Source organism: Gluconobacter potus (assembly GCF_015244705.1).
GTDB classification, from domain to species: domain Bacteria; phylum Pseudomonadota; class Alphaproteobacteria; order Acetobacterales; family Acetobacteraceae; genus Gluconobacter; species Gluconobacter potus.
Genome location: NZ_JABCQF010000001.1, coordinates 210303 through 232298 on the forward strand (window position 1 = coordinate 210303; position 21996 = coordinate 232298).

The 21996-nt window shown below is 62.1% G+C and carries 21 protein-coding genes; 11 read left to right on the top strand and 10 right to left on the bottom strand.

Annotated elements, in window-relative coordinates; genetic code table 11:
- Positions 1-66: 66 nt before the first annotated feature.
- The 3 genes from HKD31_RS01005 to HKD31_RS01015 all read left to right on the top strand — a co-directional run bounded on the left by HKD31_RS01005 (position 67) and on the right by HKD31_RS01015 (position 2360).
- Positions 67-405 carry a P-II family nitrogen regulator gene (locus HKD31_RS01005; RefSeq protein ID WP_024716650.1) on the top strand — a complete coding sequence of 113 codons (339 nt, stop codon included), beginning with the start codon at positions 67-69 and terminating at the stop codon, positions 403-405.
- Positions 405-1763 (top strand): ammonium transporter, encoded by a 1359-nt coding sequence (locus HKD31_RS01010; protein WP_276529674.1) that lies wholly within the window; start codon positions 405-407, stop codon positions 1761-1763. Before HKD31_RS01005 ends, HKD31_RS01010 begins: the two co-directional genes overlap by 1 nt.
- A gap of 72 nt (positions 1764-1835) precedes the next feature.
- Positions 1836-2360 carry a hypothetical protein gene (locus HKD31_RS01015; protein ID WP_062500343.1) on the top strand — a complete coding sequence of 175 codons (525 nt, stop codon included), beginning with the start codon at positions 1836-1838 and terminating at the stop codon, positions 2358-2360.
- A gap of 179 nt (positions 2361-2539) precedes the next feature.
- Here the strand turns inward: HKD31_RS01015 and HKD31_RS01020 are convergent, their stop codons facing one another.
- Positions 2540-3472: an SDR family oxidoreductase gene (locus HKD31_RS01020; RefSeq protein WP_194263938.1), complete on the bottom strand. Its 933-nt coding sequence runs from the start codon at positions 3470-3472 to the stop codon at positions 2540-2542.
- Between the two features lie 151 nt (positions 3473-3623).
- Here HKD31_RS01020 and HKD31_RS01025 point away from each other — a divergent pair, with 151 nt between their 5' ends.
- On the top strand, positions 3624-4316 hold the full coding sequence (locus tag HKD31_RS01025) for a type 1 glutamine amidotransferase domain-containing protein (protein WP_194263937.1): 693 nt from the start codon (positions 3624-3626) through the stop codon (positions 4314-4316).
- Here HKD31_RS01025 and HKD31_RS01030 read toward each other — a convergent pair.
- Complete coding sequence (locus HKD31_RS01030) at positions 4313-4822, bottom strand: MerR family transcriptional regulator (RefSeq protein WP_194263936.1); 510 nt, start codon at positions 4820-4822, stop codon at positions 4313-4315. The two genes, HKD31_RS01025 and HKD31_RS01030, sit on opposite strands and share 4 nt — an antisense overlap.
- 97 nt (positions 4823-4919) lie before the next feature.
- On the opposite strand from HKD31_RS01030, the gene HKD31_RS01035 reads away from it, so the two are divergent.
- On the top strand, positions 4920-5756 hold the full coding sequence (locus tag HKD31_RS01035; RefSeq protein ID WP_194263935.1) for an alpha/beta fold hydrolase: 837 nt from the start codon (positions 4920-4922) through the stop codon (positions 5754-5756).
- An 83-nt stretch (positions 5757-5839) separates the two neighbouring features.
- Here HKD31_RS01035 and HKD31_RS01040 read toward each other — a convergent pair whose 3' ends face one another.
- Entirely contained in the window at positions 5840-6760 is a 921-nt protein-coding gene (locus HKD31_RS01040) for a retroviral-like aspartic protease family protein (RefSeq protein WP_194263934.1), read from the bottom strand.
- Positions 6757-7722 carry a tyrosine recombinase XerC gene (locus tag HKD31_RS01045; RefSeq protein ID WP_080691890.1) on the bottom strand — a complete coding sequence of 322 codons (966 nt, stop codon included), beginning with the start codon at positions 7720-7722 and terminating at the stop codon, positions 6757-6759. Before HKD31_RS01045 ends, HKD31_RS01040 begins: the two co-directional genes overlap by 4 nt.
- A gap of 33 nt (positions 7723-7755) precedes the next feature.
- Here HKD31_RS01045 and HKD31_RS01050 point away from each other — a divergent pair, with 33 nt between their 5' ends.
- Positions 7756-9996, top strand: a complete 2241-nt coding sequence (locus tag HKD31_RS01050; protein ID WP_194263933.1) for a primosomal protein N' — start codon at positions 7756-7758, stop codon at positions 9994-9996.
- A 10-nt stretch (positions 9997-10006) separates the two neighbouring features.
- Here HKD31_RS01050 and HKD31_RS01055 read toward each other — a convergent pair whose 3' ends face one another.
- The 3 genes from HKD31_RS01055 to ykgO form a co-directional block, all read right to left on the bottom strand.
- Positions 10007-10249 (bottom strand): hypothetical protein, encoded by a 243-nt coding sequence (locus HKD31_RS01055; RefSeq protein ID WP_194263932.1) that lies wholly within the window; start codon positions 10247-10249, stop codon positions 10007-10009.
- 91 nt (positions 10250-10340) lie between these two features.
- Positions 10341-11012, bottom strand: coding sequence for a tetratricopeptide repeat protein (locus tag HKD31_RS01060; RefSeq protein WP_194263931.1), 672 nt, complete (start codon positions 11010-11012; stop codon positions 10341-10343).
- A gap of 41 nt (positions 11013-11053) precedes the next feature.
- The gene (gene ykgO / locus HKD31_RS01065; RefSeq protein WP_007281615.1) at positions 11054-11179 is read right to left on the bottom strand and encodes a type B 50S ribosomal protein L36; all 126 of its coding nucleotides are present in this window, start codon (positions 11177-11179) and stop codon (positions 11054-11056) included.
- Positions 11180-11394: 215 nt separating this feature from the next.
- Between ykgO and HKD31_RS01070 the strand changes: the two genes are divergently transcribed.
- The 4 genes from HKD31_RS01070 (at position 11395) to HKD31_RS01085 (ending at position 15190) form a co-directional block, all read left to right on the top strand.
- Complete coding sequence (locus HKD31_RS01070) at positions 11395-11832, top strand: hypothetical protein (RefSeq protein WP_062493636.1); 438 nt, start codon at positions 11395-11397, stop codon at positions 11830-11832.
- Positions 11833-11999: 167 nt separating this feature from the next.
- Positions 12000-14009 (top strand): FUSC family protein, encoded by a 2010-nt coding sequence (locus HKD31_RS01075; protein WP_194263930.1) that lies wholly within the window; start codon positions 12000-12002, stop codon positions 14007-14009.
- The gene (locus HKD31_RS01080; RefSeq protein WP_062493633.1) at positions 14003-14203 is read left to right on the top strand and encodes a DUF1656 domain-containing protein; all 201 of its coding nucleotides are present in this window, start codon (positions 14003-14005) and stop codon (positions 14201-14203) included. The genes HKD31_RS01075 and HKD31_RS01080 overlap by 7 nt, the downstream gene beginning before the upstream one ends.
- A 36-nt stretch (positions 14204-14239) precedes the next feature.
- Complete coding sequence (locus HKD31_RS01085) at positions 14240-15190, top strand: efflux RND transporter periplasmic adaptor subunit (protein WP_194263929.1); 951 nt, start codon at positions 14240-14242, stop codon at positions 15188-15190.
- 107 nt (positions 15191-15297) lie between these two features.
- Here HKD31_RS01085 and HKD31_RS01090 read toward each other — a convergent pair whose 3' ends face one another.
- Positions 15298-17409: a S9 family peptidase gene (locus HKD31_RS01090; protein ID WP_194263928.1), complete on the bottom strand. Its 2112-nt coding sequence runs from the start codon at positions 17407-17409 to the stop codon at positions 15298-15300.
- Between the two features lie 266 nt (positions 17410-17675).
- Here HKD31_RS01090 and HKD31_RS01095 point away from each other — a divergent pair, with 266 nt between their 5' ends.
- Positions 17676-18188 carry a YjjA family protein gene (locus tag HKD31_RS01095; protein ID WP_194263927.1) on the top strand — a complete coding sequence of 171 codons (513 nt, stop codon included), beginning with the start codon at positions 17676-17678 and terminating at the stop codon, positions 18186-18188.
- 78 nt (positions 18189-18266) lie between these two features.
- Here the strand turns inward: HKD31_RS01095 and mdoH are convergent, their stop codons facing one another.
- Positions 18267-20453 (bottom strand): glucans biosynthesis glucosyltransferase MdoH, encoded by a 2187-nt coding sequence (gene mdoH / locus HKD31_RS01100; protein WP_194263926.1) that lies wholly within the window; start codon positions 20451-20453, stop codon positions 18267-18269.
- Complete coding sequence (locus HKD31_RS01105) at positions 20429-21985, bottom strand: OpgD/OpgG family glucan biosynthesis protein (protein ID WP_194263925.1); 1557 nt, start codon at positions 21983-21985, stop codon at positions 20429-20431. The genes mdoH and HKD31_RS01105 overlap by 25 nt, the downstream gene beginning before the upstream one ends.
- Positions 21986-21996: the final 11 nt, after the last annotated feature.

The following is a 21996-nucleotide window of genomic DNA, read 5'->3' on the forward strand; positions in this document are numbered from 1 at the left end:
GAGACTGGCATGATCTGGGGCATACTCTGATACAGATTGCCAGACCGCAACGAGGATATGCCGTTCGTGAAGCTCGTTACTGCCATCATCAAACCGTTCAAGCTTGATGACGTCCGCGAAGCCCTGACCCCGCTTGGGGTGCAGGGTCTCACTGTTACCGAGGTCAAGGGTTTTGGCCGCCAGAAAGGCCAGACGGAGATCTATCGCGGCGCCGAGTATCACGTCAGCTTCCTGCCCAAGCTCAAGATCGAGGTCGCCGTTTCCGACACGATCGCCGAGGACGTGATCGAGGCCATCATGACCGCAGCCCGTACCGGCAAGATCGGTGACGGCAAGATCATGGTCTCCAGCCTCGACCAGCTCATCCGCATCCGTACGGGAGAAACCGGCGAGGGCGCTCTCTGATGGCCGCCCCTGCGCTGAGGCGCTCCGTACTTTCCCTTGCAGCCGGTGCCGTTGCGCTGCCCGCCATCGCCCATGCCGCTCCGGCTTCTGCCCCCATTGATACGGGTGACACGGCCTGGATGCTCGTCAGCACGGCCTTTGTCCTGATGATGACCATCCCCGGCCTGGCGCTGTTCTATGGCGGTATGGTCCGCAAGAAGAACGTGCTGGCGACGCTGATCCAGTCCTTCATGATCTGCTGCATCGGCAGTCTGGTCTGGATGGTCGCCGGGTACAGTCTGGCGTTCTCGACCGGATCGCCCTGGATCGGGGACCTGTCCCGCGCGATGCTGCGTGGCGTTGCGGACAATTTCCATGAGGGCGTCGATTCCGCCTTCACGCTTGGTGCCGGAACCCCTGCTGCCGTCACGATGACGATCCCCGAGAGCGTCTTCATGATGTTCCAGATGACGTTCGCCGTCATCACCCCGGCCCTCATCACGGGGGCCTATGCCGAGCGCATGAAGTTCTCCTCCATGTGCCTCTTCACGGTCGCCTGGCTGCTGCTCGTCTATGCCCCGGTCGCGCACTGGGTCTGGAGCCCGACCGGCTGGGTCGCGGGGCTTGGCGCGGTGGATTTCGCCGGTGGCACGGTCGTGCATATCAATTCCGGTGTGGCGGGTCTGGTCTGTGCGATCATTCTGGGACGCCGCAAGGGGTTCGGGACGGAAGACCTGTCTCCGTTCAACCTGACCTACGCCATTATCGGTGCGTCGCTGCTCTGGGTCGGCTGGTTCGGCTTCAATGCCGGTTCCGCGCTGGGGGCCAATGGCCGCGCGGGCATGGCCATGCTGACGACGCAGGTCGCTGCCGCTGCGGGCGGCGTGGCCTGGATGGTCGTTGAATGGGCGCGCACGGGCAAGCCAACGGCGCTGGGGATCATCTCGGGGGCGGTCGCCGGTCTGGTCGCCATCACGCCGGCCGCAGGGTTCGTCCTGCCGGGCAGCGCGGTCCTTATCGGTCTGATCGCTGGTGCTGGATGCTTCTGGAGCGCCACCTGGCTCAAGCACCGCTTCAATTATGATGACAGCCTTGATGCGTTCGGCGTCCACGGTACGGGCGGCATCATCGGCGCCATTCTCACCGGCGCGTTTGCCTATGGCCCGCTTTCGGCCACGGCGTCCAACCCGGAAGGGACGGTCGCCAGTGTCCATCAGGTCGTGGCGCAGGCCGAGGCCGTGGGTGTGACGGTGGTGTGGTGTGTTATCATGACGACGCTGATCCTGAAGGTTCTGGATCTGGTGATGGGCCTGCGGGTCTCGCCGGAAGAGGAGCTTGAAGGTCTCGACATGGTTCTGCATGGTGAGCGCATCAACTGACTGCGCCCATCCGGCGGTTATGCTGCGGGGGCTGTTTTCTCCCGCCGATTTCAGAATGAAGGTTCTTTCTGCATGACGTTTACAAAAGCCTTTTCCGGCCTCTCCCTCGCGGCGCTTCTGGCCGCCGGTCTGAGCGCTGCTCCCGCGCATGCCATGACGGCCAAGGAATGCCACGCCGCATTCAAGACGGCCAAGCAGAATGGTTCCCTGAACGGCCAGTCCTACAAGGCCTTCAAGGCCGCCAGCTGTGGTGAAACGACCAAGGCTGCCGCTGCTCCGGCCGCCGCGGCTGAAACTGCCCCGACCGCTGCTGCAACCCCCGCTGCTTCCACCAGCGCCGCAGCGCCGGACTCTTCTCCTGCCGCGACAAAGGCCCCGATCGCGCCCAAGGCAGCGGTTGCTTCGTCGGGCAATGTCGTGTTCCCGACGGCCATCTCTCCGGAGTTCAGCAAGCTCTCTGCCGGCAAGGCCCGTCAGAAGACCTGCGTGGCCCAGTACAACGCCAACAAGGCGAATGGCGGCAACGGTTCGCTGAAATGGATCCAGAAGGGCGGCGGCTACTGGTCGGAGTGCAATTCGCGTCTCAAAGGTGAATGAGCACCGCTTTCCAAAAAAGGCTCCTTCCTTCGGGAAGGGGTCTTTTTTATTTGATCATACGTCTCATAAGCACGGCTGTTTTGGGGGGGCGGAAAGCCCGCTAGCGGCATTGGGCGATCAGAAGCAGACACCGACACATCATTGAGATCCTCCTGACCATAAAGGTCTGAAGGAAGGCTTCATCTATCTTTCTGTTCGCTGCCGATCAGTTTCAGGCCTTCTTCATAGGTCGTGACAGAAAACTCCGGAAAATGACGCTTGAATTTCGCTGAATCAAAAAGATTGCCCTGTTCATAACGCGGGAGCAGTTCCCTGATCTCCCGGACCTGTTTTGAAAAAATGCCTGCGATGATCAGCGGCCACTTTCCAATGACGGAATAAGCAGGCGTCCGTCCGAAAACCCTGCTTGCCATGGTGACAAATGTCTTATAGGTCGGCCGGTCATCACAGCATGGCAGATGCCAGCTCTGCCCGAAAGCAACTGGTGTATTGCCCAGGGTTGCCAGCGCACGGCTCGCATCCGGCGTCCAGATGAGGGTGCGGCTCGTATCGTCGCGGACAGGAACCAGAGGCCTTTTGCCAGCCTTCAGCCTGTCGATAATCAGGGCATTGGTGAAGCTCTGTGTTTTCGCCGGGCCATAGAATTCCGGAGCGCGGGCGATGAGCACGGGAATGTCTCCCCGCGCCATTTCTTCCAGGACCATGGATGCCATTGCGGCGCGGACCCGGCCTTTCCGGCCAACGGGAGCAAAGCGGGTTTCCTCTGTCTGAAGCTGACTGTTCTGCGGATACATGTAAGTATTGTCGAAATAGGCAAAGCTGGCGCCAGAAGTCCGGCAGGCCTGCAAAGCATTCTTCAGCATGACGGGAAACCGGTCTTCCCAGAGTTTGCTGTCCGGAGGCAGACCGGCTGTAAAATAGACGATGTCGCTGCCTTTCACCGCTTCGGTTGTCTGTCGGACGTCCATCAGGTCCGCAGCCATAAGAGTGTCGTCTTCATTGACCTTGCGGGGATTGCGGCTCACCAGGCGCAGATCAGGCGTATGGTGATGATGCAGGCTCCGCGCCAGTTCGGTGGCGATCTGACCGTTCGCGCCAAGAATTGTCTGCATGTGTCTTAGTCTCTGCGTTGTCTGACAGATGAGGGACATGCAGCTTAACGTGCGAGTCAGATTTAAGGTCAAACAGGAGATTGACCTTCAGCCAGGCTCGAACGTTACAGGATGGGTGTTTGAGTACCCTGCCCCATGAAAGGGACCCGTCATGAACCGCCGTATCCTTCACGTTGCCACCAACGTCGCCCATTTCGACAATCCTGCTCATCCTACCGGATTGTGGCTGTCGGAACTGACACATGCCTGGGATGTGTTTGCCGACAAGGGTTTTGAACAGCATATTGTCAGCCCTCGGGGCGGGAAAATTCCGCTCGAGCCCAAGGCTTTGAAGTGGCCCATGTGCGATCAGTCGGCCAGGGCCTGGCTCAACGATCCGGCGAAAATGGCTTTACTGGACTCTACACTGAGCCCCGATGACGTTCGGCCCGAAAATTATGATGCGATCTACTTCACCGGTGGTCACGGGGTGATGTGGGATTTTCCGGACAGTGAAGGTCTTCAGGCCATCACCGGCGCGATCTGGGAGAAAGGCGGCATCGTATCCGCCGTCTGTCATGGATATTGCGGACTTCTGAATATCCGGTGTGCGGATGGTTCTTTTCTGGTCTCCGGTCGAAAGATCACCGGTTTTTCATGGACCGAGGAGAAACTGGCAGGTGTTGCGCGCGAAGTTCCTTATAATGCGGAAGCACAGGTGAAAGCACGGGGGGCGATTTACGAAAAGGCACTCCTGCCATTCATGTCCCATGTTGTGAGCGATGGCCGACTGGTAACAGGGCAGAACCTCTTTTCCGCCAGGGCGACGGCAAGGAAAGTCGTGGCGCTTCTGGATGGGGCTTAACGGGATGCCGTCTTTTTACGGTGGCCAGGGCTGACCGACTGACGGCGGTCCTTCGTATCCAGAAGGCGGATATCGCCTGATGTGACGTCGAGGGCTTCGGATTGGTCCGCAAGCATGTTCGTCAGGACACGATGCGCATTGGCTGCACAGTCCATGTCGTCGGGGCGCTCCTGAATATCCTCAATCAGACGGAGCAGATGCGCTCTGCTCTGGGCCAGGCGCGCCTGCAGCGCTTCGATATCCGCAATCTTGCGGGCCAGGGCCTCCATCAGCGCAGCATGATCCCAGTGTGTCAGATCAGAGGGCAGCAGGGTGCGGATTTCGTCCAGTGTAAACCCGGCCCGCTGCGCCGTTGTGATAAGACCCAGGATCATCACGGCCTGCTGCGGATAGGTCCTGTATCCGTTGGGACGACGCTCGACCGTCTTCAGGAGTCCGATGCGCTCATAGAAGCGGATGCGCGAGGGCGTAAGTCCGCTTTGCTGTGCCAGTTCTCCAATCTTCACGATTTACCTCCGGTCATGAACGCAGCTTGACCTTGAAGTTAGCTTCAAGGTTAGGCTCTGACCAGTATCCCGTTATTGATCGGCCAGGAGGCGTATCATGTCCTTTGTCACCACATCGGACGGTGTAGAGATTTTCTATAAGGACTGGGGATCGAAGGATGCCCAGCCGATTGTTTTCCATCATGGCTGGCCGCTGAGCGCCGATGACTGGGACGCGCAGATGCTGTTCTTCCTGAACAAGGGATTTCGCGTCATCGCGCATGACCGTCGCGGTCACGGACGATCGGCACAGGTGAGCGATGGTCATGACATGGACCATTACGCAGCCGATGCGTCGGCCGTTGTGGAACATCTCGATCTGCGAAATGCCATCCATATCGGACATTCAACAGGCGGCGGACAGGTGGCCCGCTATGTCGCAAAATATGGCCAGCCTCAGGGGCGTGTGGCCAAAGCTGTGCTCATCAGTGCAGTGCCACCTCTGATGGTGCAGACGGACCGCAGTCCTGAGGGTGCTCCGATCGAAGTTCTTGATGGACTGCGGGCCGGACTGGCAGCCAATCGGGCACAGTTCTTTCTCGATGTTCCCATAGGGCCATTCTACGGTTTTAACCGTTCCGGTGCTGAGGTTTCCGAAGGCACGATCCGCAACTGGTGGCGTCAGGGCATGATGGGCAGCGCCAAGGCCCATTACGAGGGTATCCGGGCCTTCTCCGAAACGGATCAGACCGAGGATCTGAAGGCCATCACAGTGCCGGTGCTTGTGCTGCAGGGCGATGATGATCAGGTCGTGCCTTACAAGAACGCTGCGGTCCTGCAGGACAGGCTGCTTCAGGACAGCACGCTGAAAATCTATCCCGGTTATCCGCATGGCATGCACACGACACATGCAGACGTCATCAATGCCGATATTCTGGCGTTTATCACCCGATAAAGCCTGTACCTCAGGCAGGTGAAGACTTTGTGGCTTTACCTGCCTGATGACCGTTGGGGAAATTTTCCCGGGATGGTCGGCATTTACCGGAAGAAGAGCTGCTGCGTGGCGTAGGACAGCCAGATCTCGTGATGGGCGAACCAGTCCGAGCCCAGCAGCATGTCTGCCTGATCGTGAACCGGGGCGACTGTCAGGACCGGTCGCGTCCAGACGGTGCCTCCCAGTTCAAGGCGCCCGAAATGGTGCCAGTGGTACTCGCGTTCCTTCATGTCCACGCCCGCTGTCAGGCCACCCGGGTCGAGCGCGAGCTGGTCGTCGGTCAGGCCCAGGCGATGGGCGAAATCCGTACTCACGATATGTGAGCGTGCGCCGCTGTCCAGAAGAGCCGTGCCACTCAGGCCGTCCAGCGCGAAGGCCACGGTCAGGCGTCCGGATTGCCGGTGTACGGGCGTGGTCGTCCAGTGTCCGGTCCAGGCGGGGGGCTGCTGACACAGGCGGGAGCCCAGGCGGATGGTCCACAAGGTCAGGAGCTGATGCGGGACATCGAATTCCAGATCGTAATCCGCCAGCACATCCGCGCCGAGCAGGCCCAGAACGGGGGGCGTGATCATGGGCGAACCCGGGAGCATCCCGACGGCCATTGTTCCGGGGCCAAGGGGAAGTTCGGCCGCAGGGTGCGTACCAAGCCGGAGATCCTGAATCCGGGCGTTCGGTACCAGGCGCGGGCTGCCATTTGGACCCTGCATCATAGTCCGGTGTTCGGGATCGGTCGGCAGGCGCAGGGCGGAAACTCCGGCCGGCGTTATGAGGCTGCCTTCGGAGCCCGTATCCACGATCATCGAGGCCGCCCGTCCGTTCACCGTCACGGACACGCTCAGATACCCCCCGTCATCGCGAAGCGGCAGCATGACGGCGCGGCTCATCTCGCAGACAGGGGCGGCATGAACTGTTGTTGCGTACAGCGCCATGCCCAGGATCAGGGCGGCTGGCAGAAGGCGTCTCATGACTCCTGACCCGCCCGCGGGTGGGCTTTGCGCCAGACATCAAGCAGGTGCTTCTCGTCCGCCAGCGTATAGGCCTGCGTGGTGGAGAGGCTGGCATGGCCCATCAGTTCCTGAATGGTGCGCAGGTCGGCCCCGCCTTCCATCAGATGCGTCGCGAAGGAATGGCGCAGGGCATGGGGCGTGGCGGAATCGGGCAGACCTTCGCCCTTGCGCCACGTCCGCATGGCGCGCTGGGCCACGCCGGGATTGAGACGCCCGCCGCGCACCCCGCAGAACAGGGGCGCATCAGGAGTCGGAGAGGGATGGGCCGCTTTCCAGCTTTCCAGCGCCTCGATCACAGCCGGAAGCAGGGGCACGAGCCGTTCCTTGCCCCCCTTACCGACGACCCGGAGCATGTTGTGCCCTGCATTGGTCAGATCGCGGATGTCGAGCGAGAGCGCCTCGCCGATCCGCAGCCCGGTGCCATAGAGCAGCGTGAACAGCGCGCGGTCCCGCAAGGCCGCCAGACTGGTTTCCGCATCATCGGAAATACCTTCTGCCGCCGCCCGGGCAGCGTCTTCCCCGAGAGGGCGGGGCAGGCGCTTTTTCGTGCGCGGCGTGGCGAGCAGTGAGGGGGCGGGATTGGAGAGATCGTGCCGCAGGCCCAGATACCGGAAGAACGACCGCAATGCGGAGACATGCCGCGCCCGTGAGCGTGCCCGCGAGTCGGCGCTGGTGGTGCGGCGGGTAGGCTGTTCGCTGCGGGCCGTTTCATGGGCGAGCCAGGCGCGCAGGTCCGCCAGCGAGAGTTTTCCCAGGTCCGCCAGCGTCACCTCGGCGCCCAGATGCTGCTGGAAAAACGTCAGCGCCAGCAGGATGTCGTGCCGGTAGGCTTCGACCGTGCGCGGGCTTGAACGCCTCTCGTGAGTCAGCCATTCGGTCCAGTCCCGCAGGGCATCGAGCGCCATTAATGTGGCCGTCATGGCATTTCGGAGCGTGGGAGGTTAGATACGGTCATGGCATCCAGCAGCCTATCCAAGCCTGATCCCCGGCGAAAGCCACCTTCCACCGGAACGCGCGTTTCGGTGCTCGTGCCGCTGCCGTTTCCGGGGCCGCTCGATTACCTCGCGCCCATGCCGCTTGAGCCCGGAGACCTCGTCACGGTCCCGCTGGGCCGGCGGGAAACCGTGGGCTGTGTCTGGGAAACCGATCGCACCCTGCCTGCCGATTTTGCGTTGCCAGTCGGCCGTGAAGTTCCGCTTGCGCGTCTGCGTCCCGTGGCGGGAAAGCTGGATGTCCGTCCCCTGCCGCAGAGCCTGCGCCGCTTCATCGACTGGGTCGCGGCCTATACGCTCACCCCGCCGGGTCTGGTGCTGGCGATGGCGACGCGGATTCATCTGAAGGACGCGCCGAAACCTGCTCTGGGCTGGGTGCGGACGGAAATGCCGGAGGGCGATCTGCGCATTACGCCGGCCCGTCGCTCTGTCCTCAATTTTGCCTCGTCCGTGCCCATGACGACTGCCGAACTGGGCTCCCAAAGCGGAGCAAGCGCCGCCGTGATCCGCGGCCTTGCTACGGCCGGTCTGCTGCGCGAGGCAGTTATTGCTGTGGCGGCCCCGTTCGCAACGCCGGACCCGAGCCATGGCGCGCCAAAGCTTTCCGAAGAACAGGCCGAAGTCGCGCAGGAACTCTGCGGGCCTGTCGAGGCGGGTCGGTTTCAGGTCACACTGCTGGAAGGCGTGACCGGGTCAGGCAAGACGGAGGTTTATTTCGAGGCCGTGGCAGCCTGTCTGGCCAAGGGAAAGCAGGTTCTGGTCCTGCTGCCGGAAATTGCGCTGTCCGCCCAGTGGACGGACCGTTTCATCCGGCGTTTCGGAGCCGAACCCGCCATCTGGCACTCCGATCTCGGGGCCAAGCGGCGGCGCGAGACATGGCGTGCGGTGGCGGAAGGCAGCGCCCGCGTTGTGGTGGGTGCCCGCTCGGCGCTGTTCCTGCCCTTTGCCGATCTGGGCCTCGTCGTGGTGGACGAGGAGCATGAGAGCGCCTTCAAGCAGGAAGAGGGCGTGATGTATCACGGCCGGGACATGGCGGTTGTGCGCGCGCGTCTGGCGGATGCGCCGGCCATTCTCGTCTCCGCCACGCCATCACTCGAAACACTCGCGAATGTGGAAAGCGGCCGCTATCGGCATGAACTCCTGACCGCGCGGCATGGCGGGGCCACCCTGCCGGATGTTTCACTCGTGGATATGCGGGCCGATCCGCCGGAACGCGGCCTGTTCCTGTCGCCCAAGCTCTGCACCGCCATTGACGAGACGTTGGAGAAGGGGGAGCAGGCCATGCTGTTCCTCAACCGGCGCGGCTATGCGCCTCTGACGCTGTGTCGGGCGTGCGGACATCGGATGCAGTGTCCGAACTGCTCTGCCTGGCTGGTGGAGCATCGGGCGCGCGGCCTCCTGACGTGCCATCACTGTGGCCATACCGAGCGGATTCCGAAGGACTGTCCGGAATGTCACGCCGAGAACTCGCTCGTGCCCATCGGGCCGGGAATCGAGCGCATTACCGAAGAGGCGAAGCTACGCTTTCCGGAAGCGAAACTGCTGGTGATGTCCTCCGATACGCTCGGCTCCCCCGCGGCTACGGCGGAGGCGGTCCGGAAGATTTCGGACGGGGAGGTCAACCTCATCATCGGCACGCAGATCGTCGCTAAGGGCTGGCATTTCCCGAAGCTGACGCTCGTGGGTGTCGTCGATGCCGATCTGGGGCTGGGAGGTGGCGATCTGCGGGCGGCGGAGCGGACCGTGCAGCTTCTGCACCAGGTGGCGGGGCGTGCAGGCCGTGCCGAGCATCGCGGGCGCGTGCTCCTACAGAGCTATGTCGGCGAGCATCCGGTCATGACGGCGCTGGTGTCCAACGATTTCCAGACCTTCATGGAACAGGAAGCCGAACAGAGACGCCCATCCTTCTGGCCGCCTTATGGACGGCTGGCCGCCCTGATCGTGAGCGCGCCGAGTGCCGAAGCTGCGGATGCACTGGCGCGGGAGATCGCGCTTTCCGCGCCGGAGCGGGAAGGGGTGCAGGTTCTGGGACCGGCTCCGGCACCGCTCGCCGTCCTGCGCGGACGGCATCGCAGGCGCCTGCTGCTGCGGACGATGCGGGGCATCGCCGTGCAGCCGATCCTGCGTCAGTGGCTTGGGGATATCAAACCCACCGGCGGAGCAAAGGTCGATATTGATATCGACCCCATTTCCTTCCTTTAGGGTTGGAAAATCAACCCTTGCGCTTGCGGAAGAACTCGACCGTGGCGGTGACGACCGCAATGACGGCAAGGATCTGCTGGAAGTAGGGGCGGAAGCGCTTGGGCCCGAAGGTTGCCATGGCCGTCATGCCGGCAAGGCCGATTTCGCGAGCACGCGTGGCCTTCTGACAGCAGGTCTTCATCTTGGAGCAGCAGCTCTTCTTGGCTTCAGCCTGGGGGATGGCGGTTGCATGGGCGGGGGACTGCTTTGTCATATAAAATCTCCTGAAAAAAGGAATCAGGGGATGAGCACCCGGCAATACAAGGGGGTGCCAGAGCAACAGGTGGGCAGCACCGCCTGGAGCGTCAGTCCTGCTGGCCGTCCCGGGCCTGTTCCAGCGTCTTGAGCTGCTTGTCGGAATCGGGCGATTTGGGATTCAGCAGCAGCATCTGATGGAACGCCTTGAGAGCAGCCTCGGGCTCATGCCGCTCATGCTCCGCTTCCGCGAGCATGCCCCAGGCTGTCGGATCACCGGGATCAGCCTGAAGCTCGACGCCCAGATCGGCGATGGCCCCGTTGCTGTCGCCTGCAGCCAGCCGGATGGCGGCGCGCTGGCGGTAAAGCACGGACTGGTCAGGCTGGATCGTGATTGCGGCCGTCAGATCGTCCTGCGCCTGCTGGAAATCATGTTTCTCCAGCGCATCATGCGAATCGCTGATGAGCATCTGCACGCTGCCGGTCAGGGCGCGGCTGCGGAGGGCCTCGGCACGTTCGGAAATTTCGCCGGCCTGCTTTTCATTCCCCGCCATGGCGAGAGCCTTTTCCGCATCCACAAGGCGGTCATGGAGCGTTTTGCGTGGCGGACGGGGGGAGGAAGCAGGGGGCGTGGCCTTTGCGGTTCCTGCCTGGGGGGCGGGAACGGCAGGCTGTGCAGCGGAAGGCGCTGCGGGGCCGGACGCGGCAGGATCTGCGGCGCGTGCAGCCTGAACTGGCAGAAAAGTCAGGGCCGGGCTACAAAGCAGAACGGCGCCAGCCATCAGCCAGCGCCGCCCGTCCGTTATCCGGCAGACCAAGGGGTTCAGCCCTGGCGAGCCTTCATGCGCGGGTTCTTCTTGTTGATGATGTAAACGCGGCCGCGGCGGCGGACAACGCGGCAGTCCTTGTCGCGGACCTTGGCGGACTTCAGGCTGTTGCGGATCTTCATGGTGACAGGCTCTCGACGGGTAAGGCCCTTGCGGACCGGACAGCGGGCCGGAACGCCCGCGAAAGAATGGCCCCGATTACCCATCCCGCCCTGCAGAGTCAAGCTGGCAAGCCACGCAGGCGGCGGAATTCCTCGCTGCGGTCTGTTTGCAACAACCTGCAACAGCCTCGTTCTGGGTCTTTGTCCGCTCCGGATTTTCTCCTAACGTAAGAGTCATGATCAAGCGCCATTCCCGTCCCGCCCTGCTGCTGGCTCTTCTTCCTCTCGCTGTCGCCCTTGCCAGCCCTGTCGCGGCCCGGGCCGATGACGACGAGGCCAAGACCAATGACGACGATCCCACGATCAACCAGCAGGGTTTTGCCATTAACAAGATTCTGCGGGTGCTGCAGACCAACCCGGACGCGGCGGGCGATTCCTGCATCAATGCGCTCAAGGAAATGCATCAGGCCCAGACGGCGCTGGGCAAGGAAGAGGGCGTCGATCCGGAACACAATCAGGATATCGGCGTCGCGCGTGATGTTCTTTCCTCGGAAATGGAGGATGTCACGAATATGTGTGGTGCCGATGCCCGAACCTATTGCCGCACGGCCACAGCCCATTCGGATCCCAAGCTGACTGCGGCCTGCAACGCTCTCCCGCCCGAGGAAGACTAGTCTCCCGGACGGCGCAGATCCGAAAACACCGTCTGTCAAAACGTGTCCAGAGGATTCGAGGACTAACTTTTCCGGGCAAGCGCTCCTAAGGTTGGACGTCTGATTCTGGTAATGAGGGCCGTGGGACTGTTTCTGATGAAGTCTGTGCCGGGTAAGGGGTATCGCTCTTGACCGCGGCACTACAGTCAGTTCTTCGCCCGGGGTGGCTCCAGTTCAGTCTCAGGACCTGGTTTGCACTTGTCCTGGCGCTCGGAACAGCCTTCTGGTCGCAGCTTGACTCTCCGGCCAGTGCGGGCGTGACCGTCATGATCCTGGCGCAGCCCCTGCGTGGTCAGGCGCTGTCCAAGGCGTTCTACCGCCTTGCCGGCACCGTGCTGGGTGTCAGCGTCTCCATCATTCTCGTCGCGATGTTCAACGAGGAACGCGCCCTGTCCCTCGGTGGCGCGGCCCTGTGGATTGCGGCCTGCGCGTTCGTAGGATCGCTGGAGCGCGACTTCCGCTCCTACGGGGCGCTTCTGGCGGGCTATACGGTCGCGCTGGTGGCCATCCCCACGATGGACGATCCGCAGAACATCTATCCCGTCAGCATCGCGCGTGCCTCTGACATCGCCATCGGCGTTGCGTCCATCGCGGTCGTCAATATCCTCTCGGGCTCTCCGGAAGCCTGGCGCAGACTGTCCACGGCGATGGAGACGCTGTCCCATCGTGTGCGGCAGACCGGCAAGTCCGCCATCATGGGCGAGCCGATCGCAACGCCGGAAGAGATGATCGGGCTGAGCGGCGAGATCCTCGCGCTCATGACCCAGATTTCCTATGCGCGGACCGAAGTCGAGCGCGGACGCCTGCGGATGGCGGGTGCGAGGCTCGGCATCATCGGCATGCTGACAGTCCTGACCACGAGCCGCGCCATTGCGTGGCTGCTGGAAACCGGCGGCATTTCCGATATCCTGATTCGTCATGTCCGGGCCTGGCATGAGCGCTCCGAGGACGGCACGACCCGCCTTGAGACGATGGACACGATTCTGGACGAAATCCGCGCGGAAGATCCGGATTTCGTTCCTTCGGCCCGTGAGGCCTGGTTTTTCGAGCGCTGCTCGACGCTTCTCAGTAACCGTCTGCATATCCGTACCGGCATGAACACGCTCCTGCGTGCGACACCCGCGGGCGATGCGCTCAAACTGGCGCAGCTCGAGAGCAATCCGGACTATGTGACGGCGTTCATCAATGCGATGCGTGTCCTGCTCGGTTTCAGTGTCGCGGCCGGATTGTGTCTGGGATCCAGTATTCCGGCTTCCGTCACGGCCCTGTCCCAGACTGCGCTGGTCCTGACGCTGGCGTCCACGGCCATCGATACGGCACAGTTCGGCAAGGGCGCGATCATCGGCATGCCCGCGGGCATTCTCGTGGCGGCGTGGTTGGACTTCATGATTCTGCCGCATGTGGAAAGCATGCTTAGTCTGGCACTGGTGCTCCTGCCGCAGACCATCATTTCCTGCCTGCTGTTGATGAACCCGAAAACGAGCGCCATCGGCTTCAATTACGGCGTGTTCTTTCTGGTGTTCATCGGGCTCGGCAATCACCACAACTACGACCCCCTGGCCTTCATCACGCGAAATACCTTCTATGCGATGGCGGCCGTCCTGTCCTTCGTGCTGCTGGTCCTGCTCTGGCCGCCCACGGCACGGCGGCATCGGTTCCGGCTGGCGGTGTCCATCGCTTATGATCTGGAAACGCAGCTTGCCGGGCATGGCGAGCGGATGGGGCCGCCGCTTCTCAGCCGGAAATACGAACGCCTGAGCCAGTTCCTGATGTGGACGGACCGGATGCATGATTCTGGCCTGCGCTCGCGGCGTGTCTTCAACCGCTTTGTGGCCCTGGAAGATTTTTCCAGTACGATCGCGCGGGTGCGGCACTATCTGGATCAGGCGGGACATCTTCACGGACTCAGACCCATGGTCCGTCATGTCCGCCGCCTGCTGGCCCATGACAGGCTCGGTCTGCTGGAAGCCGAAATCCCCGAACTTCAGGCCATGTTCTTCGAGCGTCTGTCCGACGGTATCCGCGAAGAGCAGTCCATGATCATCAACTGTATTGGCGGTCTTGAGGCCGTGCGGACCATGGTGCGCCTGAACCGCTCGGCGGTGCATCATTATGGGATAGGACGCAAACGATGGTGACGAGACAGGTCGTTGACCTCGATGGCGTGCTGGTTTCGGCGTTCGTCATCAATCTGGCGCTGGCGCTTCTGACACTGGCCATCCTGCGCTGGATCATGGGCTGGTTCGATCTGTGGCGTTTCGTCTGGGATCCGCCGCTGGCGCAGTTCGGCATCCTGATCTGCCTGATCGGCCTCTACACCCTGCTTCTCTGACCCTTTCCCCGAACCGAAAACCAAGGTGACCGTCCCGTGCTTGCCAGTGCCCATCGCCTGATCCGCTTGACCATCACGCTCTGCATTCTCGTGGTGGCGGCTCTCGTGGTCGTCATTCTGTGGGATTACTACACGGCCTCTCCCTGGACCCGGAACGGGCAGGTGCGTGCGCAGGTCGCCAATATCGCACCCCGCGTCTCGGGACAGATCCTCGAAGTGCGGGTGAAGGACAACCAGTTCGTCCACAAGGGGGACGTGCTGTACGTGATCGACCCGTTCGACTTCAGGGTGGCGCTCGATACCGCCAAGGCGCGTGTGGCCGAACGCAAGGCCGATCTGGAATTCCGTGTCGTTCAGGCCCAGTGGCGCAAGGCCATCCCCGGCACGGCTGTCTCGGTCGAGGAAAAGCGGCAGTACGAGGCCCTGTCCCAGCAGATGCAGGCCCAGTACGATGCAGCGCAGGCTGCCGAACGTCAGGCCGCGATCAATCTGGAGCGAACGGAAGTCCGCAGCTCCATCGACGGCATTGTGACCAACCTCATCATGCGTCCCGGTGACTTCGCAACGGCCGGCGTGGTCAACATCCACATCATTGACACCAGTTCCTACTGGGTGGACGGCTATTTCGAGGAAACCAAGGTTCATGACCTCGACGAAGGCGATCTCGTCCGCATGGATCTGATGGGCTATCACGATCCGCTCTTCGGCCATGTCGAGAGCATCACCCGTGGTATCGCCAGCAACAACGCCCTGGTGAACAAGCAGGGCCTGCCGGAAGTGGACCCCGTCTATACCTGGGTGCGTCTGGCGCAGCGTATCCCGGTCCGCGTGAAGATCGACAAGATCCCTGATGACCTGACGCTTGCCGCTGGCATGACAGCCACCGTGACGGTCGTGTCAGAAGAAGGCAACCGCCGCCACCGTTCCACCCATGCCGCCTTCCAGCACTTTGGCGACGACATCCGCCATCTGTTCGGTCACAGATAAGTATTTTGGAATAAAAGTTTTTGGTGAAGCTTTTTCCAAAAAGCTTTGAGGCTCTCCGCCTTTTTGGAAAAAGGCGGAACCCAAAAACTTTTATTCACTGGGTCTTTTCAGGCCCGGTCGATTGCCCAAATCGCAAAGGCCTGAACCAGAGCGACTTCTTCCAGACGTTTAAAACGGCCGGACGAGCCACCGTGGCCGGCTTCCATGTTGATGCGGCACAGGAACGGGCCGCCGGACGTGACTTCCCGCAGTTTGGCGATCCATTTCGCGGGTTCCCAGTAGGTCACGCGTGGATCGGACAGGCCGCCCATCGCGAGAACCGGGGGATAGGCCTTTGCCGCGATGTTGTCATAGGGCGAATAGCTGGCGATCAGGTCGTAGGCGGCGGGATCTTCCAGCGGATTGCCCCATTCCGGCCATTCCGGCGGCGTCAGCGGCAGGGACACGTCGGACATGGTGTTGAGCATGTCCACGAACGGCACCTGCGCAGCGATCCCCGCGAAAAGCTCGGGCGCCATGTTCGTGATCGCCCCCATCAGCAATCCGCCAGCCGAGCCACCCTGTGCGACGATGCGTCCCGCCGACCCATAGCCTTCCGCGACGAGGTGCCGGGCGCTGGCGATGAAATCGATGAACGTGTTGGGCTTCTTCGTCCCGCGCCCGTCCAGGAACCAGTTCCAGCCCTTTTCGGACCCGCCGCGCACATGGGCGATGGCATGGATCCAGCCCCGGTCCACCAGACTGAACACGGTCGTGGAGAAATCGGCGTCCATGGCAATGCCGTAGGAGCCGTATCCATACAGAAGCAGCGGTGCCGAGCCGTCCAGAACCTGCCCTTTGCGCATCAGGACTGTGATGGGCACCTGTGCACCATCGGGGGATGTCGCAAACAGACGCCGCGTTTCGTAGCGGCTGGCATCATGGCCGGACGGGACTTCACGGATCTTGCGCAGAACGCGCTCGCCGCTTGCCATGTCGTAATCGTACCAGTGCGCCGGATTGGTGGGCGACTGATAGATGTAGCGCAGGATCGGGGCGTTATATTCCAGCGTACCCAGCATCGTCAGGTCATAGGCGGGCTCGTCCATGCCGATGGCTTTGGCCTGCGCACGGATATCGCCTTCCGTGCCTTCGGGGACAACGAGAATATGGATGTTGCCGTCCCGACGCTCGGCCCAGGCGAGATGCCCGCGCGAGGCGCTGGCGCCCAGAAGATAATGCCCCTCACGATACGGCACGAAGGGTTTCCAGTTCTCGCGTCCCGTGGCTGTGTCGGGTGTCTGCATGAACTGGAAGTCCACGGCCCCGCCTGCATTGGTCAGGATGATGAAGCGGTTGTTCCAGTGCGTCAGGGAGTAGCGCTCGCCCCGCACCAGAGGGGCCGCCACGACGGGCAGGGCCGTCGGATTGGAAGCCGGGATGAGCAGCGTTTCGTTGGTATCATGGTCGCCGCGCTCGATGTTGATCCATTTGCGGGATGCGCTGACGCCGATGCTGAGGAAGAACCCCGGATCGGTCTCGTCAAAGACCAGAACATCCTCGCCACCCGTCAGCGGACGGCGATAGATCTTCGACGGGCGGCCATTGTCATCCCGGTAGATCCAGAACAGCCACTGGCTGTCGGGAGAAATGGCGAAGCTGCCCGTCGTGCTCGGCACTGGTGGGGCGCAGAGTTCGCCCGTCTCCAGATCCTCGACCTGAATGCGATAGACCTCGGAACCCTGAACGTCCTCGGCATAGACGAAATAACGGTGATCGGGGGAATGATCGGTCTGCGATAGCGCATAATAGTCGTGCTGCTTCGCCAGAGCATCGGCATCGAGCAGAACCTGTTCCTCACCCCCCTCGCGCGGACGGCGGACCCGTAGCGGATGCTGCGCTCCGTCCTCGAAGCGGACATAATACTCCCACGGTCCATCAGGAACGGGGACCGAGGATTCCGCTGGCGGAATACGGCCGATCATTTCCTGAAGCAGTGTCTCGCGCAGCGGCTCCATGTCTGCCAGCACGGCCTCCGCATAGGCGTTCTCCGCCTTCAGATGCGTGGCGATGTCCTCGCGCAGAACGGACGGGTCTCGCAGGACCTGCTGCCAGTTCTCATCCTTCATCCAGGCATAGGAATCCGTGCGTGTCCGGCCAAGCTGCGTTGTGGTCAGCGGCTCACGGCGGGCGATGGGAGGAACGGGTGCGGCGGAGGGAGCATCGGGGGTCTGTGACATGGGCAAACTGTGACGCAGAAACCGTCGCCGTTCAATCCGCTCCTGCGGGGGAAACAGAGGTCCCTGATGCATTCGGTAAAACGTGATGATCCGAAAGTTCCCACATGACGGCCATGAGGAAAAAGGACAGCTCTCAAGAAACCACGTCTGGCTTCAAGTGTTACTCAAGGCAACGGAGCATCCTTCAAGATGTTCCAGACCGGATGATTTCTGTATCTCCTTCGCAGGGATAAGCAGGACATTCTGTATATGGAAAGAAGAGTGCCATGATTTCGAACAAGTATTTCTCTGTTCTTGCTGCTGCCGGCCTGACCATTTCGGGTGCAGCCTTTGCCCAGACAGTGCCGCCGATCCCGCAGAGCAGCCCCGTCCCGACGATTCCGGCCGGAACGCAGGCAACCCTGCCGTCCGCCAATCTCCAGGCCGTTGCCGGTGGCAAGAACATCCTGACCGCCGCATCGCCGGGTACGCTGGGCGCGGATGGCCTTCCGTCCATCGGGAACGCCCAGGCCGGCAACGTCGCGGGATTGAGCTACTACTGTGTGCACCAGAAGCTGGTGCTCGGCACATCGCCGATCGTGGCATCCCGCACGCTGGCAAAACGTCCGGATGTCCAGAACGACCAGTTCTATTCGCTCGGTGGAAAGGGCCTGCTCCAGACGGCTGGCGGCAATGTGTTCGACATCAGCACCCTGCCCAAAGACAAACGCGTCATGACGTGTAACGACATTATCAAGAAGGCCCAGTCCCTCGGAGATTCCTCTGTCGTCGGACACTGAGGTCTCATCGCTTCAACGAAAAACGCCCCGGCTGTCATGGCCGGGGCGTTTTTTTTATGCCGTAAAGCGCTGGCGGTTTCAGGCCTTGAGCTGCTCCATGAGCTGGATGCCTTCGGGATTTCCCAGCACAGCGGCCTTCTCCTGACGGGAGAGGCGTTCCAGTGCGACCTGCAGGGATGGTGCCTCCCTCAGCTTGACCAGCCCGACGAGCAGATTGGCATCGATCGGGCTGCCCGGCTTCCGGGCAGGGGGCAGGGCGCTCTCATGCGCGGCACGCAGCGCAGCACTTTGGCGGAGTGCGGCAAAAGCCTCTTCCGGCGGAGCATTCGGCGCATGGGCCGCGCGTTCCCGCGCCGCGTCATTGGCCGCAGCGAGCTGAAGGATCGGCGGAGGTGCCGTTTCCTCTTCGATCAGCAGCAGACCGGCCCGGCGCAGGCCCAGCCCGACATCCCGGCTCGCTGTCAGCGCTGCCAGCGGAATGGCAAGGACCAGCCCCAGCAGCACGGGCGTCATCCACAGGAACAGCGCCTGCGAGACTGACCAGGCTGCGACCGCCAGAAGCAGCCCGAACACTGTGTAGATCCAGTAGCCGTGCGCCACTTCCTTCAGCGACACCCGGCCATCGTCACGGTTTTGAGCGTTCCAGCCGGAATCCCGGCCCAGCAGGATCGAGATGACGCCCGATGTCTGGATCAGCATGGCAATCGGCGCGATCAGGCCGCCGATCAGCGTCTCCAACACGATGGAAACCGCCAGCCGGAAAATCCCGCCAGATCCCCGCAGAGCCGCGCGGTCGAACATCATAGCGATGAATGCGAGAGCCTTCGGGGCCAGCAGAATCCCCATCGTCCCGATGAAGACGAGCTTCGCCTGAACCGGATCAACCCGCGGCCAGTGCGGATAAAGCGTGGGTTTCGTGCCGAAATATTCGGGATGATAGAAATGGGACTGAAGCGAGATCAGGATGCCGAACAGCAGGAACAGCAACCAGAGCGGCGACATGATGTATGACCCAATGCCGGTCAACATGTGCACGCGGCTGACCCAGTGCAGGCCTTTCGTGCCAAGGATCTTGCTGTGCTGCAGATTGCCCTGGCACCAGCGACGGTCACGGATGGCGACATCCGTCAGGGACGGCGGGCTTTCCTCATAAGAACCGAACAGACCCGGCACCATGTGAATGGCCCAGCCCCCGCGACGCATCAGCGCGGCTTCCACGAAGTCATGGCTCAGGATGTGTCCGCCGAATGGCGCACGGCCCTTCAGATGCGGCAGACCGGCCTGTTCCGCGAAAGCCTGCGTGCGGATGACGGCGTTATGGCCCCAGTAATTGCCTTCCGAGCCGTGCCACCAGGCAATGCCATGTGCGATCAGCGGTCCATAGACGCGGCCTGCGAACTGCTGCATCCGGGCAAAAAGCGTGCGGCCGCCCACGATGACCGGCAGGGTCTGGATCAGGCCCACACCGTCATGCTGCTCCATGGCTGCCGTAATACGCACGATCAGGCTGCCATCCATGACGCTGTCCGCATCGAGCGTGAGCATCTGCTGATAGGACGAGCCAAACCGCGTCACCCAGTCACCCAGATTGCCGGCCTTGCGGTCGATGTTCTTGTGACGGCGGCGGTAGAAGATCCGTTTGTCGCCGTTCGTGGCCTTGCGGAACTCCAGAAAAGCCCGCTCTTCCTGCACCCAGACATCCGGATTGGTCGTGTCGGACAGGATGAAGAAATCGAAGGCGTCGATCTGCCCGGTTGCGAGAATGCTGTCGTGAATGGCGCGCAGACCGGCGAGCACGCGCGTCGGGTCCTCGTTATAGGTCGGCATCAGGACGGCGGTGCGGCTTTTCAGCTCTGGCAGCGGTCCCGTGCGATGAATGCCAAGTCCCAGTCCGCCCCGCCGGATCAGCGACACGAAACCGCCCAGACAGGACGTGAAAGACAGGGCGATCCAGAAAGCCAGAATGGCGAACAGGATCAGGATGATGACGCCCAGTGCCGAAACACCGAGCGAGTTGAAGACCTGGTTGATCCTGTACATGCCGTAGCCCGTCAGCAGCAGCGCGCCACCAAAAACGAACAGGCGCCGCAGCCACAGGAAGGACGGCGTCGTTGGCAGGATACGGAAAGGTCTGCCGTGCCGGTCCGGCTGCTGGTGAAGATTCTGTGCCTTCATGGCCAGCGGGGCTTCCGGCGGCAGGAACGGCGCTGGGACCGGCCCGGCGGAAGGGGAGAATTCGGTCACGGCGTCCAACGATACATCCATTTTTCTGAAATCGGACCCTGATCGCCGGCGAGCTGGGCCTGGAGTTCACACATCTTCGCATCGCCCGGCACGAACTCGAATGTCGTGCGCCAGCCCTGGATTTCGGGGTTCGGCTCGACCACGACGTTCCGGATCGTGCCGGGTGTGGTCTGCGAGATCAGATGGAAAGTCGTGCCCTGCGGCACGTTCTGGAACGGAGCCCCCGTGAAATCGATCACGAAAAAGCGCGCATCCGCATGGTCGGTCAGTCCCCCGATCCGGGTCGCCGCGACGCGGGCCATCTGGGTCGGCCACGGCGTGTCCCAGCCCCAGTACATCCGGTAGATGTAGCTGTATTCCTGCCCGCCCTTCATGGGCTGCTTGGGGCGCCAGAAGGAGACGATGTTGTCGTTGACTTCGTTGGGCGTCGGGATCTCCACGAGATCGACCGCACCATCGCCCCAGTTGCCGATGGGCTCGATCCAGAGCGAGGGGCGCTTCTGGTAGTTGAGCGCCAGATCCTCGTAGTCGTGGAAGGACCGCTTGCGCTGCATCAGGCCGAAACCGTGCGGGCTGCTGTCCTCGAAGGCCGAGAACTGGAGATCGGTCGGGTTGATGAGCGGCCGGTAAAGCTGCTGCCCCGCCCCCGTCCAGATCTGGAGCGCCTCGCTGTCATGTGCGGCCGGACGCCAGTCATCGACGTGATTGCGCTCGTTGGCGTCGAAATAGAACATGCCCGTGAGCGGCGCGATCCCGGATTCCGTGATGTCCTGACGCGGGAATAGCGAGGACTGGACGTCGAAGACGGTCGTATCGCCCGGACGGATGGTGAAGCGGAAGGCCCCGGTCAGGGACGGGCTGTCGAGCAGCGCGTGAATGACGATGGACTCCACGCCAGGCTCTGGCTTTTCAAGCCAGAACTCGCGGAACAGGGCGAATTCCTCGCCCTTCGGATTGCCGGTGCCATCCGCGAACGCACGGGCGGACAGTCCGTAATTCTGGCCCTTGGCCACGGCGCGGAAATAGGACGCGCCAAGGAAGACGGCGCATTCTTCCATGACACCCGGCGTGTTGATCGCATAGCGCAGACGCAGGCCCGAGAAGCCGAGATCATCCGTGACGCGCAGGACGGGGTTGGAATAGGTGAAGAGATCGGGATCGTAGGGAATGGGCGTGGACTGCCCGCCCGTGACCTCGTTCATGCCGATCCGCGGCTTGTACAGGAAGCCGCGCGGGAAGAACTCCACGTCGAACGCCAGGTTCTGACCGTGCCACAGCGCCTTCTCGGGATTGAAGGCAATGCTGCGGAACTGGTCGAAATCCATGTTTGCAACGGCATTCGGCAGCGTCGGAGACGGCGGGGAATAGGGCTTCTTCGACAGGCGCTGCGCCAGAAGACGAACCGTGTCGTTGTCAAAAGGCGTCGATTCCGGCGTGGGGGCTACGGTCGGTGGAGAAGTGGCTGTGGACTGGGCATGGGCCATACGGGAGGCTGTTCCCAGAAGGGTCAGTCCGGCCCCAAGCTTGACCAGATCACGGCGCAGGATACTCATACTCTTCCCAA